Genomic DNA, 16,735 nt, shown 5'->3' with positions numbered 1-16,735 from the left:
CGCCCCCGGCGCGTGATACCAGCGCCACGGGCGATCCACTCGCCGATGCAGTGGATCGTCGTCAACTGCCCGATTCGGCGCTGTCCGCCGGCAACGGGTTCACCCGAGAGTGTCATGTCTACTGCGTCCCACGCGTCTCACGCGTCCTCCACCAGCGAATCGAAAGCCCGGACAGTGTTCCGCGTCGTCAGCGGCAACTTCCTGGAAATGTACGATTTCATGGTCTACGGCTACTACGCGTCCGCGATCGCCAAGACCTACTTCCCGGGCGGCAGCGAATTCGCGTCGCTGATGCTGTCGTTGTCCGTGTTCGGTGCCGGGTTCCTGATGCGTCCGCTTGGCGCGATCGTGCTCGGCGCGTACATCGATCATCACGGCCGACGCAAGGGCCTGATTCTCACGCTTGGTTTGATGGCGCTCGGCACGCTGACGGTTGCCGCGATACCCGGCTACGCGACGATCGGCGTTCTCGCGCCGGTGCTCGTGCTGCTGGGGCGTCTGCTGCAAGGCTTCTCCGCGGGCGTCGAGCTGGGCGGTGTGTCGGTGTATCTGTCGGAGATCGCGACGAAGGGCCACAAGGGCTTCTACTGCTCGTGGCAGTCGGGTAGCCAGCAGGTGGCCGTCGTGTTCGCGGCGCTGATCGGCGTCGTGCTGAACAAGCTGTTGCCCGCCGACCAGATGACCGCATGGGGATGGCGTGTGCCGTTCCTGATCGGCTGCCTGATCGTGCCGTTCCTGTTCCTGATCCGCCGTTCGCTGAAGGAAACCGACGAGTTCCTCGCGAAGAAGCACCGCCCGTCGATGGGCGAGATCATGAAGTCGATGTTGCAGAACTGGGGTGTCGTGCTGGGCGGGATGGGCATGGTGATCATGACCACGGTGTCGTTCTACCTGATCACTGCGTACACGCCGACGTTCGGCAGGACAGTGCTGAAGCTGTCGTCGCTCGACACGCTGGTCGTCACGGTCTGCGTCGGCCTGTCGAATCTGATCTGGCTGCCGCTCTCAGGTGCGCTGTCGGATCGCATCGGCCGCCGGCCGGTGCTGCTCACGTTCACCATTCTGACGATCCTCACGGCGTACCCGGCGGTGCAGTGGCTCGTCGTGGATCCGTCGTTCGTCCGGCTGCTGATGGTCGAGCTGTGGCTGTCGTTCCTGTACGGCTGCTATAACGGCGGGATGATCGTCGCGCTGACCGAAGTGATGCCGGTCGACGTGCGCACCGCGGGCTTCTCGCTCGCCTACAGCCTCGCAACGACGATCGGCGGCTTCACGCCCGCGATCTCGACGCTGCTGATTCACCAGACCGGCAACAAGGCTGCGCCGGGTCTGTGGATGACGGTCGCGGCGGTGTGCGGTCTGATCGCGACGATGGTGCTGTATCGCACGCCCGAGGCGCGCAACCAGTATCGGGCTGCGTGATCTGCACGGATCGTAGTATCGGGAGCCTGCGGGCTTCCGCCGACGAAAGAACCCCACTGCTTCGTGCGTGGGGTTTTTTGTTTGCGGCGTGGGATGCGGGTCTCTTACGTCACGCGTCACACGTCACGCAGCGCCTGCGCCACCGTCGCGACCACATCGTCCCATTGCCCCGGCCGCGACTGTCGCACGAGCCGCGCGGACGGATACCACGGGCTGCGCGCGTCACGGGTGAACCAGCGCCAGTCGGCGGCGAACGGCAGCATCAACCACAGCGGCCGGCCGAGCGCGCCGGCGAGGTGTGCGGCCGACGTATCGATTGACACGACTGCTTCGAGCCGCTCGACGATCGCCGCGGTGTCGGCGAAGTCGCCGATGCGCGAGCCGAAGCGATGAATCGACGCCGCGCGCGGATGCGCATCGAGCGCGGCGGCATCGTCGGCGGTGAGTTCGGGCTGCAGCACGATCCAGTCGATACCTTCCAGCGCGAACAGCGGATCGAGCGCCGCGAGCGGCAACGCCCGGTTCTCCTGACGCTGCAGGCTGCCCGACCACACGATCCCGATCTTGCGCTTCGCGTGGCCGCCGAGCGATCCGCGCCACTTGCGCCGATAGGCGGGAGGCACCTCGAGGTAGGGTGTGCGGCTGGGGATCGTGTCGACGGTCGCGCCAAGCGCGAGCGGCAGGCTCGGCAGCGCGCACTGCAGATCCGCTTTCGGACAGGCATCGCCACGCGCGACGAGATGCACACGCGACGCGCGCGCGACGGATTCGACGAGCGGTATCAACGCGGGCTGCACTTCGAGGATCACGCGCGCTGCGCGCTTCGCGACCTCGGGCATGTAGCGGATGAACTGCAGCGTGTCACCGAAACCCTGTTCCGCGTAGAGTCGCACGGTGCGCGTATCGATGGGTTCGCCGCGCCAGCGCGGTAGCGCCATGGGTGCATCCGATGCAGACGGCGTCGTCACCTCGAAACGCCATTCGTACTCGGGCAGGCCGCGCGCGAAATCGCCGAGCGTGAGCCGCACGAGCGCGCGATTCATGTGTGCAGGCGCGAGATCGGGACGCAGCCGCAACGCCTGATCGAATGCACGCAACGCGGCCTCGTAGGTGCCGAGCGCGTGATACACGCTGCCGAGATTGAGCCACGCGAGCGCGAACGTCGGGTCGAGCCCGACCGCCCGTTCCAGAAGCGGCAACGCGTGGGCGTGCCGGCCCACTGCGGCGAGCGCGTTGCCGAGACCGAACAGCGCGGGCGGCAGGTTCGGCTGCAGCGCGAGCGCGGTTTCGAACGCGGCGACGGCTTCGTCGTGCTGGCCCACCACGTCGAGCGTGTTGCCGAGATTGAAATGCGCGGCGACGAAGCGCGGCTCCTCGGCGAGCGCCGCGCGGAATTCGGCGATCGCTTCGTCGGGGCGGTCCAGCGCGTTGAGCGCCATGCCGAGGTTGTTGTGTGCGCCCGCGTGACCGGGCCGCAGTTCGAGCGCGCGGCGAAACGACACGACCGCGTCGCGATGTTCGCCGAGCGCATGCAGCGCGTTGCCGAGATTGTTGTGGATCGACGGGTCGGCGGGCTGCAGATGCAGCGCGCGACGAAACGCATCGGCGGCGTCCGCGTGACGACCCACCGTTGCGTACGCATTGCCGAGGTTGTAGTGCGCCATCGGAAACGTCGGCGCGAGCGTGAGCGCGTTGCGAAACCGTTCGATCGCGCCGTCGAGCTGACCCATCGCCTTCAGCGCGTTGCCGAGATTCAGTTGCAACGCGGCGTCGTCGGGACGCAGGTCGGCGGCGCGGCGCACGAGGTCGGCCGCTTCCGCGTGCTGTCCCTGCTGGTGACGCAGCACACCCAGCAGATGCAGCGCATCGACGTGCACGGGGTCGACGTCGAGCGTCGCGCGGTAGCCGCGTTCGGCGTCGTCGAGGCGGCCGTCGCGGTGTGCCGCGAAAGCGCGGTCGAAAGCAGGTTCCATGACGGAGGCGGGCGGATCGGGTAATACGAAGGCCGCATTTTCCCACACTCGCCGTGGGGCTCCGGCGATTTGACCGTCCTGGTCGCTATCGACTAACATATGAATACTTGTTCATATGTATTTTCCGATGTGGTCCGGCCGAAACGGGCCGATGCCAAGACTCCCAGATTCCGATGCTGCCTGCCTTCGTCGACGACCGCGTCGTTCCCATTGCCGATCTGTTCCGCCTGCTTGGCGACCCGACGCGGCTGCGCATCGTGCTGGTCTGCGTCGACGAGCGGCGCGCGGTCGGCGCGATCGCGGATCTGCTCGGGTTGTCGCCGTCGCTCGTGAGCCATCATCTACGGCTGCTGCGCGCGGCGCGGATCGTACGGGCAGAGCGTCAGGGCAAGCAGGTGTTCTATTGCGCCGCCGACCGCCACATCAGCGGCATGCTCGCCGACATGCTCGAGCACGTCGCCGAACCGGCCAACGAATTTCCCCAGGATTCCGAATGATTCAAATGACAAAACCGCCTGCTTCGAGCGACGAAACTGGCTATGCGCGTGAGGCCATGGGTGGTCATGCGCATGACGATGGCCACGATCATGCTGAAGGGCATGCTCACGACCACTCGGACCACGACCACACGCACAGCCACAGCGGTCATCATCACCACCACGCCCCAGTCGCGGGCCAGGGTCGCGCGTTTGCGCTCGCCGTCACGCTGAACCTGCTGATCGTCGTCGTGCAGGCCGTCTACGGCGTGCTCGCGCATTCGACCGCGCTGCTCGCCGATGCCGGGCACAACCTGTCCGACGTGCTCGGCCTGCTGCTCGCGTGGGGCGCAATGTGGCTCACGACGCGCCGGCCGTCCGCGCGCTATACGTTCGGGTTCGGCGGCTCGTCGATTCTCGCGTCGCTCGCGAACGCGGGGCTGCTGCTGTTCGCGTGCGGCGTGATCGTCGCGGAGGCGATCGGGCGGTTGCTCGCGCCCGCGCCGGTCGCGGGGCTCGATGTGTTCATCGTTGCGACGATCGGGATGGTCGTGAACGGCTTCTCCGCGTGGCTCTTCATGCGCGGTCAGGAGAAGGATCTCAATGTGCGCGGCGCGTTCATGCACATGGCCGCCGACGCGGTGATTTCCGCCGCGGTCGCGGTCAGCGGTCTCGTGATCCTCTTCACCGGCTGGGCGTGGCTCGATCCGGCGATGAGCATCGTCGTCGTCGCGGTGATCGTCTACGGCACGTGGGGATTGCTGCGCGATTCGTTGCGGCTCGCGCTCGACGCGGTGCCGCCCGGCATCGACATGCAGCGCATCCGCGATTTTCTCGCCGCACAGCCGGGCGTCATCGACGTGCACGACCTGCACGTGTGGGCGCTGTCGACGACCGGCAACGCGTTGACCGCGCACCTCGTGATGCCCGCGGGCCATCCCGGCGACGATGCCGTCGACGCGATGGTCGGTACGTTGCGCGAACGCTTCGAGATGCACCACGCGACGCTGCAGGTCGACCTCGGCACCACGTCGCACCGCTGCACGCTCGACCATGCGCCGCACGCGCATTGAGCACGTTGCATTGATGCGCCGCACCGGGCGGCGGCGATCCGGCGGCGTACACTAGTCGGCGTGTTCATCCGCGGAGGCCTGCATGACTGCCGCTTCCCTCGATGCATCGCCGGTGCTCGTCGTCGGCGCGGGACCGACCGGTCTCGCCGCAGCGCTGAGCCTTGCCCGCGCGCACGTGCCCGTGCGTCTGATCGACAAGGCGCCGCAACCCAATCCGCATTCGCGCGCGATCGGCATTCAGGCCCGCACGCTCGAACTGTTCGAACAGCATCGGCTCGTCGAACCGTTCCTCGATCTCGGGCATCGCGCGCGGGCCGCAAATCTCTACTCGAACGGGCAGCGGCTCGCGCAACTCGATTTTGATCCGCTGCAAACCCGTTATCCGTACCTGCTGTTTCTCGACCAGTCGATCACCGAACGGCTGATGGCTTCCCACCTCGCGACGCTCGGCGTCGACGTCGAACGCGGCGTCGAGATGACGTCGTTCGAGCAGGGTGCCGACGGCGTGAGTGCGACGCTGCGTCGCGTGGACGGCCACATCGAAACGCTGCGACCGTCGTACCTGATCGCCGCCGACGGCGCGCACAGCACCGTGCGCCATGCGCTCGGGATGGGCTTCGCCGGCAAGACCTTCGAGCAGATGTTCCTGCTCGCCGATGTGCACGCGGACACCGGCTGGCCTGACGACGAATTCCATCTCTTCGCGTCGGGCGAAGGGGTCGTCGCGCTGTTCCCGATGGGGAACGGCCGGCACCGGCTGATCGCCGACCGCTCGCCGCCGCTCGCTCCGCCGAATGCCGCAACGAATGCTTCGCCGAATGCCGCGACGAATGCCGCAACGAATGCTCCGCCGAATGCCGACGGCACCGCACCGCCCGCGACCGCGCAGCCTTCGCTCGATGAATGCCGCGACCTCGTTGCGCGGCGCGTTCATCATCCGATCGAGCTGTCGGCGCCCGGGTGGTCGGCGTATTTTCATGTGAACAGCCGGATGGTCGAACAGCTGCGCAGCGGGCGCGTGTTTCTCGTCGGCGATGCGGCTCACGTGCACAGTCCCGCCGGCGCGCAGGGGATGAACACAGGTATTCAGGAGGCGTTCAATCTTGGCTGGAAACTCGCGCGTGTATTGAAGGGCGGCGCGCCGGACCGGCTGCTCGACACGTATCACGCGGAGCGGCACCCGATCGAACGCGACGTTCTGCGCCAGACGGGTGTCGTCATCCAGATCGCGCAGGCCGATCACGGTCCGCTGAAGCTGCTGCGCGAACGCGTGATGCCTGCGCTCGCCGCACTCGGACCGTTGCGTGACGCGGCGCGTCGGCAGGTCAGCGAATTGTCGGTGCAGTACCGGCGCTCGCCACTCACGCTCGAGCGCGTGCTCGACGGCGGTCCGCGCGCGGGGGCACGGGCGCCCGATGCGCTCGTGCATGTGATCGACGGACCGCTCGGGCGTGCGCCCGGTATCGGTTGCGTGTTCGATCTGCATGATCCCGCGTACTTCTCGCTGTTCCTGCTGGTGGCGCCCAATGCCGCTGATTTGCCTGCCGTCTCGAACGACGAGGATAGCGACGCCGACTCGGCGCTGGGCGATGGTGCCCGGTATGACGATCTCGACCGGCTCGCGGCGGCCGTCGAGCAGGCGCTGCCGGATGCGGTACGGGTCTGGCGCGTGACGGACATCGAAGGGGAGGGGGCGCTGTCGCTCGCCGAAGCGTACGGCCGTACACGGCCGTCGTTCTATCTGGTACGCCCGGACGGTTATATCGGCGCGCGCGGCAGGCCGTCTTCCGACCTGCACGCGCTCACGCGCCATTGCGAAGCGTGGTTCACGAAGGACGGCTTGCCTGCTGCCACTGTCGCTGCGCCGGAGTAGCGTCGGTGTTTATCGCCGACCTGTCGCCGACGCGTCAGGCGGTCGTGGCGGCTGGCGTCAGTGCCTCGCGATGCCGCAGCAGCGCCTCGCGGACGATCGGCGTCATCTCGATCTCCGTCGGCGGACCGTCGAGCGCCGCGAGGATCGTGCGTCGCATCCGCGGCTCCCAGAAGCGGTGGATGTGATCGGCGATACCCGCGAGCGCTTCGTCGCGATCGGGCATCGACTCGAAGAAATCGCCGATCCGGTTGGCCATGTCGATCAGATTGTTTTCGTCCATCGCCGGTCCTTACTTGCCCGCGGTTGCGTTGGTCAGCTCGCGCCTGCTCAGCAGATCGAGCTGTTCCGAGTTGAAGCGCGAGTATTCCTTCTGCCACTCGGACGGCTGCTCGACCGGCGTGACCTGCACCGCGGTGACCTTGTATTCCGGACAGTTGGTCGCCCAGTCGGAGCTGTCGGTGGTGATCACGTTCGCGCCCGACTCGGGGAAGTGGAACGTCGTATAGACGACGCCCGGCTGCATCCGCTCGGTGATCTTCGCGCGCAGCACGGTTTGCCCCGCGCGCGATTCGATGCCGACCCAGTCGTCGTCGCGAATGCCGCGTTCTTCCGCGTCGTGCGGATGGATCTCGAGCCGGTCTTCGTCGTGCCACTGCGAGTTCTCGGTACGACGCGTCTGCGCGCCGACGTTGTACTGCGAGAGGATGCGGCCGGTCGTCAGGATCAGCGGATACTTGCGCGTGACCTTTTCCGGCGATGCGATGAACTTCGTGATCACGAACTTGCCCTTGCCGCGCACGAACTGATCGATGTGCATCGTCGGCGTGCCTCCGGGCGCGTTCTCGTTGCATGGCCACTGAATGCTGCCGAGCTCATCAAGCCTCGCATACGAGACGCCGTGGAACGTCGGCGTGAGGCGTGCGATCTCGTCCATGATCTCGCCCGGGTGCGCGTAGTCCATTTCGTAGCCGAGCGCGCGGGAGAGCAGCACCGTCACTTCCCAGTCCGCATAGCCGGCGAGCGGCGGCATGACCTTGCGCACACGCGAGATGCGGCGCTCCGCATTCGTGAACGTACCGTCCTTTTCGAGGAAGGTCGAGCCGGGCAGCAGCACGTGCGCGTACTTCGCCGTTTCGTTCAGGAAGATGTCCTGCACGACGATGCATTCCATCGCCGACAATGCAGCGGATACATGGTGCGTGTTCGGGTCCGACTGCACGATGTCTTCGCCCTGGCAGTACAGGCCCATGAAGGTGCCATGCGTCGCGGCGTCGAACATGTTCGGAATGCGCAGGCCCGGTTCGGGCTGCAGCGTGACGTTCCATGCGTCTTCGAACAGCGTGCGCGTGATCGTGTCGCTGATGTGGCGGTAGCCCGGCAACTCGTGCGGGAACGAGCCCATGTCGCACGAGCCCTGCACGTTGTTCTGACCGCGCAGCGGGTTCACGCCGACGCCTTCGCGGCCGATGTTGCCGGTCGCCATCGCGAGATTTGCGATGCCCATCACCGTCGTCGAACCCTGCGCGTGTTCGGTCACGCCGAGGCCGTAGTAGATCGCGGCATTGCCGCCGGTCGCGTAGATGCGCGCGGCTTCGCGGACCTGTTCCGCCGGCACGCCGGTTACGTCCGCGGTGGCCTCGGGGGAGTTTTCCGGCAGCGCGACGAACGCGCGCCAGTGGTCGAATGCACGGGTTTCACAGCGTTCGGCGATGAACGCTTCGTTCAGCAGGCCCTCGGTGACGATCACGTGCGCAAGTGCGGTGACGATCGCGACGTTCGTGCCGGGTCGCAACTGCAGATGGTGCGATGCCTTCACGTGCGGCGTATCGACGATGTCGATGCGGCGCGGGTCGACGACGATCAGCTGCGCGCCTTCACGCACACGGCGCTTCAGCCGCGACGCGAACACCGGATGGCCGTCGGTCGGATTCGCGCCGATCACGACGATCACGTCGGCCTTCTCGACCGAGCGGAACGTCTGCGTGCCGGCTGATTCGCCGAGCGTCGTCTTCAGGCCATAGCCGGTCGGCGAATGGCAGACGCGCGCGCAGGTGTCGACGTTGTTATTGCCGAACGCGGCGCGCACGAGTTTCTGCACGAGGTAGGTTTCCTCGTTCGTGCAGCGCGACGACGTGATCCCGCCGATCGAATCGCGACCGTGCTTGTCCTGGATGCGGCGGAATTCGGAGGCGGCGTAGCTGAGCGCTTCTTCCCAGCTGACTTCGCGCCATGGATCGGTGATCTTCGCGCGGATCATCGGCTTCGTGATGCGGTCCTTGTGCGTCGCATAGCCCCATGCGAAGCGGCCCTTCACGCACGCGTGGCCTTCGTTCGCATCGCCGTTCTTGTTCGGCACCATCCGCACGACCTGGCTGCCCTTCATCTCCGCCTTGAACGAGCAGCCGACGCCGCAGTACGCGCAGGTCGTCACGACCGAATGTTCGGCCTGGCCGAGCATCACGACGCTCTTTTCCTGCAGCGTCGCGGTCGGGCACGCGGCGACGCACGCGCCGCACGACACGCACTCTGAATCCATGAACGGCTGGTTTTCGCTCGCGGCGACACGCGACTCGAAACCGCGGCCCGCGATGGTCAGCGCGAATGTGCCCTGCGTTTCTTCGCACGCGCGCACGCAGCGATTGCAGACGATGCACTTGGACGGGTCGTACGTGAAGTACGGATTCGACTCGTCTTTCTTGTCCTTCAGGTGATTCGCGCCGTCGAAGCCGTAGCGCACTTCGCGCAGGCCCGTCACGCCGGCCATGTCCTGCAGTTCGCAGTCGCCGTTCGCGGGACACGTGAGGCAGTCGAGCGGGTGATCGGAGATGTACAGCTCCATCACGTTACGGCGCAGCGATTGCAGACGGTCGGTCTGCGTGCGCACTTTCATACCGGCTTCGACCGGCGTCGTGCACGACGCCGGATAGCCGCGCCGGCCCTCGATCTCGACGAGGCACAGACGGCACGAGCCGAATGGTTCGAGCGAGTCGGTCGCGCAGAGCTTCGGCACGTTGACGCCCGCCTCGATCGCGGCACGCATCACCGACGTGCCGGCTGGCACCGTGACGGCCTCGCCGTCGATCTCGAGCGTCACGTCGACGTCGGCGTAGCGCGTCGGTGTGCCGTAGTCGGTGTCGTCGAAGGGCGAGCGGGCGCCGCGTTGCTGCGCCTGCGATTTACAACTGCAATTGCCGGAGCCGCAGCCGCCGGCAGTGGAATTGAGCGCGTCGGACATGGTGTGTGTGCTCCCTGTTCAAGCCGCCGCCGGGCGGGCGGTCGGCTGGACTGTATCGAGACCGAAGTCTTCGGGGAAATGATCGAGTGCGGACAGCACCGGGAACGGCGTCATGCCGCCCATCGCGCAAAGCGAACCGGCGACCATCGTGTCGCACAGGTCGCGCAGCAGCTGCACCTGCCGCGTCGACGTATCGCCGTTACGGATGCGCTGGATCACTTCGACGCCGCGCGTCGAGCCGATCCGGCAGGGCGTGCATTTACCGCACGATTCGAGCGTGCAGAAATGCATCGCGTACTGCGCAAGCTCCGCAAGATTCGACGTATCGTCGTGGACGACGAGGCCGCCGTGGCCGACCACCGCGCCGACTGCCGCATACGCCTCGTAATCCATCGGAATGTCCCACTGGCTTTCGGGCAGATACGTGCCGAGCGGACCGCCGACCTGCACCGCGCGCGCGGGCCGGCCGCTCGCGGTGCCGCCGCCGTATTCGTAGAGCAGCTCGCGCAGCGTCACGCCGAACGCGAGTTCGACGAGGCCGCCCTGCTTCACGTTGCCCGCGAGCTGGAACGGCAGCGTGCCGCGCGAGCGGCCCATGCCGAAGTCCTTGTAGTGCGCGGCGCCCTTAGCGAAGATGATCGGTACGGTGGCGAGCGTGATCACGTTGTTGATCACGGTGGGCTTGCCGTATAGCCCCGAGAGTGCGGGCAGCGGCGGCTTCGCGCGGACGATGCCGCGCTTGCCTTCGAGCGATTCGAGCAGCGCGGTTTCTTCGCCGCACACGTAGGCGCCGGCGCCTTTCGCGACGAACAGTTCGAAGCGATGCGCGGAGCCGAGCACGCTGTCGCCGAGCCAGCCGGCCGCGCGTGCATTGTCGATCGCGGCTTCGAGCGTCGCGATCGAATGCGGGTACTCGCTGCGCACGTAGATGTGGCCGACCGTCGCGCCGGTGACGATGCCGGCGATCGTCATGCCTTCGATCAGCACGAACGGATCGCTTTCCATCACGAGGCGGTCGGAGAACGTGCCCGAGTCGCCTTCGTCCGCGTTGCAGACGATGTACTTCTGATCGGCCTGTGCGCCGCGTACCGTGCGCCACTTGATGCCGGCCGGGAACGCGGCGCCGCCTCGACCGCGCAGGCCGGATTCGATCAGCGCGGCGCACGCGGCGTCGCCGTCTGTCGTGAGCGCGTTTTTCAGGCCTTCGAGGCCGCCGTGCGCGACGTAGTCGTCGGTGGACAGCGGATCGGTGATGCCGATGCGCGCGAACGTCAGGCGCTGCTGCTTCTTCAGATACGGAATCTCGTCGACGAGGCCGACGTGGCGCGCATGCGCGCCGCCTTCGATAAAGCCGGCGTCGAACAGCGACGCGACGTCTGCTTCGTCGACGTTCGCATAGCCGACGCGGCCTTGCGGGGTTTCGACTTCGACGAGCGGTTCGAGCCACAGCAGCCCGCGCGAACCGTTGCGGACGATGTCGAGCGCGATGCCGCGGCGTGCGGCTTCGGCTTCGATCGACGCGGCGAGTGCGTCGGCGCCGAGCGCGAGGGCCGATGAGTCGCGTGGAATAAACAGGCGCGTCATGCTGTTTTCTCCACGTGTTGGGTCGCGGCGACCGCGGCATCGAAGAGCCGGTCGAATTTCTGCGGCGTGACCTTCGCGTGCAGTTCGCCGTTGATCGTCATCGCCGGCGACAGCGCACACTGGCCGAGGCAATACACCGATTCGAGACCGACGGCGCCGCCGTGCGCGGGGTGCTGCGTTTCGAAGCGGCAGCCCGTGCGCGCTTCGATGTGCTGCGCGAGCGCTTCGGTACCCATGCTGCGGCACGCTTCGGCGCGACACAGCTGCACCGTGACGGTCGCGGCCGGCTCGGTACGGAAATGGTGATAGTAGGTGATGACGCCGTGCACTTCCGCACGCGACAGGTTCATCGTGCGGGCCAGCGGGCCGACGGCGGCTGGCGGCACGAAACCGATGTCGTCCTGGATCGCGTGCAGGATCGCGATCAGCGACATGCCTGGCCGTGCGTGACGCTCGACGAGCGTCTCGGGCGCGAGGGCATGGGAATCATCCAACATGTGGCTCCTCCGAAGTCAAATATGCACTTGTGATTCATAATACGTGCACCTATGCTTCTTCTATTTACTGTGGGTATATCGAACGATAGGCGGCGACGCTGGCTTGTGCAATAGGAAACATCTCAACATATATGATCAAGATTGAATGCCGGGCGCAACTGGTCGTGCGCGATGCTGAGGGCCGCGAGGCCAGCCTGACGGATGTCGTGCCGCTGCTCGCGTTCGTCGATGAGGCGGGGAGCATCGCGCAGGCCGCGACACTCAAGGGTTTGTCCTACCGTCACGCGTGGGGATTGCTGCGGAGCATCGAAGAGCGACTAGGCGGCCCGCTGATCGCGAAGGAGCGGGGGCGTGGTTCGGTGCTGTCGGAACTGGGGCAGGCGGTGCTGCGTTCGCAGCGTCTGTGCGGCGAGCGGCTCGCCGGCAACATGCAGGCGCTCGCGAGCGAGGTGGCGAGCGATCTGAACCGCTGGCTCGCGCCACCCGCCGACGACGTGCGCATCCATGCGTCGCACGGGTACGCGGTCGCGACACTGGTGACCGCGCTGGTTGCGGGAGACGTGCCGGTCGACATCAAGTATCGCGACAGTGCGGAAGCAGTCACGGCGCTGGCTCGGGGCGAGTGCGATCTTGCCGGGTTTCATCTGCCGCGCGGTGAGTTTCGCGAGACCTGTGCGGATACCTACCGGCGCTGGCTCGATCCGGAGCGTCACGTGCTCGTGCATCTGACGCGACGCAAGCAGGGGCTGTTTCTCGCGAGAGGCAACCCGAAGCGGATCGCGGGGCTCGGCGATCTTTCGCGCGACGACATCCGCTTCGTCAACCGGCAGCCGGGCTCGGGCACGCGTCTGTTGCTCGATCTCGCGCTGCGTCGAATTGGCATCGATCCCGATCGGGTGAACGGCTACGCGTCGGCGGAACTGACGCACTCGGCGATCGCGGCTTTCGTCGCGAGCGGGATGGCCGACGTTGGGTTCGGCGTCGAGCCCGCCGCGCATCACTTCGGGCTCGATTTCATTCCGGTCGTCGACGAAGATTATTACTTCGCCTGCGACCGGGCGCGGCTCGCACGGGCGCCGCTCGCGACGGTCATCGGCCTGCTGCGTAGTGACGCGTACCTGCAGAGCGTCGCGCGTCTGGAAGGCTACGACCCGACCGATTGCGGGCAGGTGCTCGACCTGGAGACGGGGCTGGGCGGCAAGGGCGTCTGAATTCGATGTCGAGGTAAGGCGACGTAACACGCTGAGCGCTGCATCGTGCGATCGTTTGCGATACTCTCTACGCTTCACCTTTCGCTTTGATTGCACGGCACTTCGCCCTTCCGACTACAGATGAAATTCCTTCTCCACGCATGCATTGCCGCTGCCGCGGCTGGCGCCCTGGGCGCAACCGTTTCGATCGCTTTTGCGCAGAACTCGCCGGGTGTGCCCGGCGGTATTCTGCAGGACGAGTTTCGTCTGAAGGAGCATCCGCAGCTGCCGTTCGCGGCTTCGGCGCCGTCGCAGAAGTATCAGAAGGGCGCGCCGTCGAAACTTCGTCGCAAGGGCGATGACGGCGATCCGGACGGATGCAACCTGAAGTGTCCGCTGGATTAATCAGGCGCGTACGGTCTTCGGGCTTGCGGCGTCGTGTTCGTCGGGCCTCGATGACGCTCGTTTGCGCCGCGTTGGGATAAAAAAAAGCCCGCTCACCGAGCGGGCTTTTTACAGGGAGTCTGGTGGAGCCGGCGGGAATCGAACCCGCGTCCGTAAGTACTCCACAACCAGTTCTACATACTTAGTTCAGTCATTTGATTTAACCGCGCCGACGCGGACGAACACGCTTCGTTACGGCGAGTCACTAGATTTTAGGCCCTGGCGTCGTGACACCACCCGGGATTAACTGACGTGAATGACCTTGCCGGGTCTTGCGACCCCTAACCCGTCAGTGAGTTAGTGCAAGGCTGGCGGGGTTAAGCCGCCAGTGCGTACGTTTCGTCGTTCGCAGTTACTAAAGTCCCATTGATTTACGAGGTGACGGGTCCTCGGTATGCCCTGAGTTGCTTCGTTACCCACGTCGAAACCAGGTCGGCCCCAATGTGAAAGGGAATTATCCCATAGAACCCGAGATGAGGCTAATCCGCGTCGTTGCAAGGCTTGCGCCGCAAGGGCGCTGGCCCCGTGTGACTAGCCGATCTCGCGCAACAGCCGCAGCAGTTCCGCTGTCGAATCGACGACGTATTGCGCGTGCCATCGCGTCGGTGGCAGGTCGGTGCCGCAGTAACCGTACGCAGCTGCCACGGTGACCATGCCGGCGGCGAAGCCGGCCTGCACGTCGCGCAGATCGTCACCTACGTAGACGATGCGCTCCGGCTTGATGTCGAGTTCGCGTGCCGCGTGCAGCAACGGTGCGGGGTGGGGCTTCGCGTGAGGTGTCGTGTCGCCGCTGACCACGCAGCCCGCACGCGTGTCGAGGCCAAGCTGCGCGACGAGCGGTTCGGTCAGCCGGGCCGCCTTGTTCGTGACGATTCCCCAGCGCACGCCGCGGGCGTCGAGATCGTCCAGCACTGCATCGATACCGGGGAACAGCGTGGTCTCGATGCAGAGATCCGCTTCGTAGTTCGCGAGAAATTCCGCGCGCATGTCGGCGAAATCATGATGGTCCGGGCCAATGCCGAACGCACCGCCGATCAGTCCGCGCGCACCGGCCGACGCGAGCGGCCGCAGGTTTTCGAGTGGCACCATTTCCAGGCCACGCTCATGGCGCATCTTGTTGACCGCGGCGGCGAGGTCGGGGGCGGTGTCGGCGAGCGTGCCGTCCAGGTCGAACAGAACAGCCTGGCAGAGGCCTATCGTTGCATCGTCGCCTTCGCGTTGTGGCAGGGGCGTGGGATCGCTCATGGAATCAGAAAGAAGAGGGGTGGCCTGTGTCGGCCTGGATCAGGCTTCGCGACGGCACGCGAGCAGGTAGTTCACGCTGGTGTCGTCGGATAGCGCGAAGTGCTTGCTGAGCGGCCGGTAGGTGATGCCTTTGATGTCCTGCGTTTGCAACGCTGCCGCGCGCACGAAACCGGCGAGCTCCGACGGCCGGATGAACCGCGCGTAATCGTGGGTGCCCTTCGGCAGCATCTGCGCGATGTACTCGGCGCCGATCACGGCGAACAGGTACGACTTGACGTTGCGGTTGAGCGTCGAGAAGAACACCCAGCCACCCGGTTTCACGAGCGTGGCGCACGCGGCGACCACGGCGGCGGGCTCGGGTACGTGCTCGAGCATTTCCATGCAGGTGACGACGTCGTACGTGGCCGGTTCACGCGCGGCGAGCGCTTCGGCGGCAATCTCCTCGTATTCGACGGTGACGCCGCTCTCCAGGCTATGGAGGTCCGCTACGCCGAGTGCCTGCGGTGACAGGTCGATGCCCTTCACGGTCGCGCCCAGCCCGGCCATCGACTCCGACAGGATGCCGCCACCGCATCCGATGTCGAGCACACGCTTGCCGGCGAGACCGGCATGCGTGTCGATCCATTTGAGCCGGACGGGATTCAGTTCGTGCAGCGGTTTGAACTCGGCATTCGGGTCCCACCAGCGATGGGCGAGATCGCTGAATTTTTGCAACTCGTGGGGATCGGCATTGGTCATGGCGGAGGCGGCGTGCGGCGCGGTTGAGCGGCCGGTCGAGGATAAACCCTGAGTATATAGGCCGACGATCAGGGCGGCAAAATGCCGCGCGACTCCGGCGCGCCTGGCTACGAATACCCGATGCTCGCGACCGCGGCTAACGCGGGCGATCGTGGAGAAAGCGGAGAGCGCGGATAAAAAAAGCCCCGCCGAAGCGGGGCTTTGATGCTGCGGTAATTTTGTAGCTTACTGCTTCGAAGTACCGACAACTTCGACTTCCACGCGGCGATCCGGCGCGAGGCAGGCGATGAGTTGCTTGCGGTTCCTCTGGTTGCAGCCCGTCGTAACCGGGTTGCGCTTGCCCTTGCCTTCCGTGTAGATACGGTTGGCTTCGATGCCACGGCTGACCAGGTACGCCTTCACAGCTTGAGCACGACGCAGCGACAGACGGTCGTTGTACTTGTCGGAGCCGATGCGGTCGGTGTAACCCGTTGCCACGACGACTTCGAGGTTCACGCCCTGGATCTTCGAAGCGAGATCGTCGAGCTTGGCCTTGCCAGCCGGCTTCAGGATAGCCTTGTCGAAGTCGAACAGAGCGTCTGCCTGATAGGTGATCTTCTGGCTCGTGATCGGAGGCGCAACAGGCGGTTGAGCCGGCGGCGTCGGAGCCTGGGCGACCAGTGCGCCATCGCACTTCGCGTTAGCCGTTGCCGGCGTCCAGAACGCGTCGCGCCAGCAAAGCTCGTTCGTGCCGTTCATCCACACGTATTCGCCCGTGCCGTTCACCCAGTTGTCGTTCACGGCTTGTCGCGATGCCGGCACCGATTGTGCCGAAGCCGATGCAGCCATTACCGCGGTAGCTGCAATGAACGCGAGCTTTGAAAGTTTATTCATATTTCTCCTCTCGAAATTGAGATTACCGCAGGTTTACTGCGAGCCTGTTGACGAAGACAAGTCATACATTGCTCGAAGTATAACATTGGTGCGGAACAAAAACGTGCTGTGT

Annotated in this window: 14 protein-coding genes and 1 other RNA gene; 6 read left to right on the top strand and 9 right to left on the bottom strand. The window is 65.6% G+C overall.

Annotated elements, in window-relative coordinates:
- Positions 1 to 114: 114 nt before the first annotated feature.
- A complete protein-coding gene (locus tag ACREXZ_RS21305) occupies positions 115 to 1,422 on the top strand; it encodes an MFS transporter (protein ID WP_431766088.1) in 1,308 nt (435 codons plus the stop codon).
- 116 nt (positions 1,423 to 1,538) lie between these two features.
- On the opposite strand, the gene ACREXZ_RS21300 is transcribed toward ACREXZ_RS21305, so the two are convergent.
- Positions 1,539 to 3,395: a tetratricopeptide repeat protein gene (locus ACREXZ_RS21300; protein ID WP_431766087.1), complete on the bottom strand. Its 1,857-nt coding sequence runs from the start codon at positions 3,393 to 3,395 to the stop codon at positions 1,539 to 1,541.
- 173 nt (positions 3,396 to 3,568) lie between these two features.
- Here ACREXZ_RS21300 and ACREXZ_RS21295 point away from each other — a divergent pair, with 173 nt between their 5' ends.
- From ACREXZ_RS21295 to ACREXZ_RS21285, 3 genes are all read left to right on the top strand, one after another.
- The gene (locus tag ACREXZ_RS21295; protein ID WP_431766086.1) at positions 3,569 to 3,892 is read left to right on the top strand and encodes an ArsR/SmtB family transcription factor; all 324 of its coding nucleotides are present in this window, start codon (positions 3,569 to 3,571) and stop codon (positions 3,890 to 3,892) included.
- A 5-nt stretch (positions 3,893 to 3,897) separates the two neighbouring features.
- Entirely contained in the window at positions 3,898 to 4,944 is a 1,047-nt protein-coding gene (locus ACREXZ_RS21290; protein WP_431766114.1) for a cation diffusion facilitator family transporter, read from the top strand.
- An 82-nt stretch (positions 4,945 to 5,026) separates the two neighbouring features.
- Entirely contained in the window at positions 5,027 to 6,817 is a 1,791-nt protein-coding gene (locus ACREXZ_RS21285) for an FAD-dependent monooxygenase (protein WP_431766085.1), read from the top strand.
- Between the two features lie 34 nt (positions 6,818 to 6,851).
- Here the strand turns inward: ACREXZ_RS21285 and ACREXZ_RS21280 are convergent, their stop codons facing one another.
- The 4 genes from ACREXZ_RS21280 to ACREXZ_RS21265 are packed head-to-tail and all read right to left on the bottom strand — an operon-like array spanning position 6,852 to position 12,133.
- Positions 6,852 to 7,097, bottom strand: a complete 246-nt coding sequence (locus ACREXZ_RS21280; RefSeq protein ID WP_431766084.1) for a formate dehydrogenase subunit delta — start codon at positions 7,095 to 7,097, stop codon at positions 6,852 to 6,854.
- 9 nt (positions 7,098 to 7,106) lie between these two features.
- A complete protein-coding gene (fdhF, locus tag ACREXZ_RS21275; RefSeq protein WP_431766083.1) occupies positions 7,107 to 10,052 on the bottom strand; it encodes a formate dehydrogenase subunit alpha in 2,946 nt (981 codons plus the stop codon).
- An 18-nt stretch (positions 10,053 to 10,070) separates the two neighbouring features.
- Complete coding sequence (locus tag ACREXZ_RS21270; protein ID WP_431766082.1) at positions 10,071 to 11,636, bottom strand: formate dehydrogenase beta subunit; 1,566 nt, start codon at positions 11,634 to 11,636, stop codon at positions 10,071 to 10,073.
- Complete coding sequence (locus tag ACREXZ_RS21265; protein ID WP_431766081.1) at positions 11,633 to 12,133, bottom strand: NAD(P)H-dependent oxidoreductase subunit E; 501 nt, start codon at positions 12,131 to 12,133, stop codon at positions 11,633 to 11,635. The genes ACREXZ_RS21270 and ACREXZ_RS21265 overlap by 4 nt, the downstream gene beginning before the upstream one ends.
- A 131-nt stretch (positions 12,134 to 12,264) precedes the next feature.
- Here ACREXZ_RS21265 and ACREXZ_RS21260 point away from each other — a divergent pair, with 131 nt between their 5' ends.
- Together ACREXZ_RS21260 and ACREXZ_RS21255 are read left to right on the top strand one after the other, a co-directional pair.
- A complete protein-coding gene (locus tag ACREXZ_RS21260) occupies positions 12,265 to 13,344 on the top strand; it encodes a substrate-binding domain-containing protein (protein WP_431766080.1) in 1,080 nt (359 codons plus the stop codon).
- A gap of 120 nt (positions 13,345 to 13,464) precedes the next feature.
- The gene (locus tag ACREXZ_RS21255) at positions 13,465 to 13,728 is read left to right on the top strand and encodes a hypothetical protein (protein ID WP_431766079.1); all 264 of its coding nucleotides are present in this window, start codon (positions 13,465 to 13,467) and stop codon (positions 13,726 to 13,728) included.
- A gap of 120 nt (positions 13,729 to 13,848) precedes the next feature.
- On the opposite strand, the gene ssrA is transcribed toward ACREXZ_RS21255, so the two are convergent.
- From ssrA to ompA, 4 genes are all read right to left on the bottom strand, one after another.
- Positions 13,849 to 14,207, bottom strand: a transfer-messenger RNA (tmRNA) gene (gene ssrA, locus ACREXZ_RS21250).
- A 91-nt stretch (positions 14,208 to 14,298) separates the two neighbouring features.
- Complete coding sequence (gene gph, locus ACREXZ_RS21245; protein ID WP_431766078.1) at positions 14,299 to 15,012, bottom strand: phosphoglycolate phosphatase; 714 nt, start codon at positions 15,010 to 15,012, stop codon at positions 14,299 to 14,301.
- 39 nt (positions 15,013 to 15,051) lie between these two features.
- Positions 15,052 to 15,750: a bifunctional 2-polyprenyl-6-hydroxyphenol methylase/3-demethylubiquinol 3-O-methyltransferase UbiG gene (gene ubiG, locus ACREXZ_RS21240; protein WP_431766077.1), complete on the bottom strand. Its 699-nt coding sequence runs from the start codon at positions 15,748 to 15,750 to the stop codon at positions 15,052 to 15,054.
- Positions 15,751 to 15,975: 225 nt separating this feature from the next.
- Positions 15,976 to 16,623: an outer membrane protein OmpA gene (gene ompA, locus ACREXZ_RS21235; protein WP_431766076.1), complete on the bottom strand. Its 648-nt coding sequence runs from the start codon at positions 16,621 to 16,623 to the stop codon at positions 15,976 to 15,978.
- Positions 16,624 to 16,735 lie beyond the last annotated feature (112 nt).

It is taken from the genome of Paraburkholderia sp., assembly GCF_050742655.1.
GTDB lineage: Bacteria > Pseudomonadota > Gammaproteobacteria > Burkholderiales > Burkholderiaceae > Paraburkholderia.
This window is presented reverse-complemented; position numbering and strand designations above follow the sequence as displayed.

What these genes read in the sequence shown, in the direction of transcription:
- ACREXZ_RS21305 (WP_431766088.1), top strand. Translation starts at nt 115, where the DNA reads ATGTCTACTGCGTCCCACGCGTCTCACGCGTCCTCCACCAGCGAATCG.
- ACREXZ_RS21300 (WP_431766087.1), bottom strand. Translation starts at nt 3,395, where the DNA reads ATGGAACCTGCTTTCGACCGCGCTTTCGCGGCACACCGCGACGGCCGC.
- ACREXZ_RS21295 (WP_431766086.1), top strand. Translation starts at nt 3,569, where the DNA reads ATGCTGCCTGCCTTCGTCGACGACCGCGTCGTTCCCATTGCCGATCTG.
- ACREXZ_RS21290 (WP_431766114.1), top strand. Translation starts at nt 3,898, where the DNA reads ATGACAAAACCGCCTGCTTCGAGCGACGAAACTGGCTATGCGCGTGAG.
- ACREXZ_RS21285 (WP_431766085.1), top strand. Translation starts at nt 5,027, where the DNA reads ATGACTGCCGCTTCCCTCGATGCATCGCCGGTGCTCGTCGTCGGCGCG.
- ACREXZ_RS21280 (WP_431766084.1), bottom strand. Translation starts at nt 7,097, where the DNA reads ATGGACGAAAACAATCTGATCGACATGGCCAACCGGATCGGCGATTTC.
- fdhF (WP_431766083.1), bottom strand. Translation starts at nt 10,052, where the DNA reads ATGTCCGACGCGCTCAATTCCACTGCCGGCGGCTGCGGCTCCGGCAAT.
- ACREXZ_RS21270 (WP_431766082.1), bottom strand. Translation starts at nt 11,636, where the DNA reads ATGACGCGCCTGTTTATTCCACGCGACTCATCGGCCCTCGCGCTCGGC.
- ACREXZ_RS21265 (WP_431766081.1), bottom strand. Translation starts at nt 12,133, where the DNA reads ATGTTGGATGATTCCCATGCCCTCGCGCCCGAGACGCTCGTCGAGCGT.
- ACREXZ_RS21260 (WP_431766080.1), top strand. Translation starts at nt 12,265, where the DNA reads ATGATCAAGATTGAATGCCGGGCGCAACTGGTCGTGCGCGATGCTGAG.
- ACREXZ_RS21255 (WP_431766079.1), top strand. Translation starts at nt 13,465, where the DNA reads ATGAAATTCCTTCTCCACGCATGCATTGCCGCTGCCGCGGCTGGCGCC.
- gph (WP_431766078.1), bottom strand. Translation starts at nt 15,012, where the DNA reads ATGAGCGATCCCACGCCCCTGCCACAACGCGAAGGCGACGATGCAACG.
- ubiG (WP_431766077.1), bottom strand. Translation starts at nt 15,750, where the DNA reads ATGACCAATGCCGATCCCCACGAGTTGCAAAAATTCAGCGATCTCGCC.
- ompA (WP_431766076.1), bottom strand. Translation starts at nt 16,623, where the DNA reads ATGAATAAACTTTCAAAGCTCGCGTTCATTGCAGCTACCGCGGTAATG.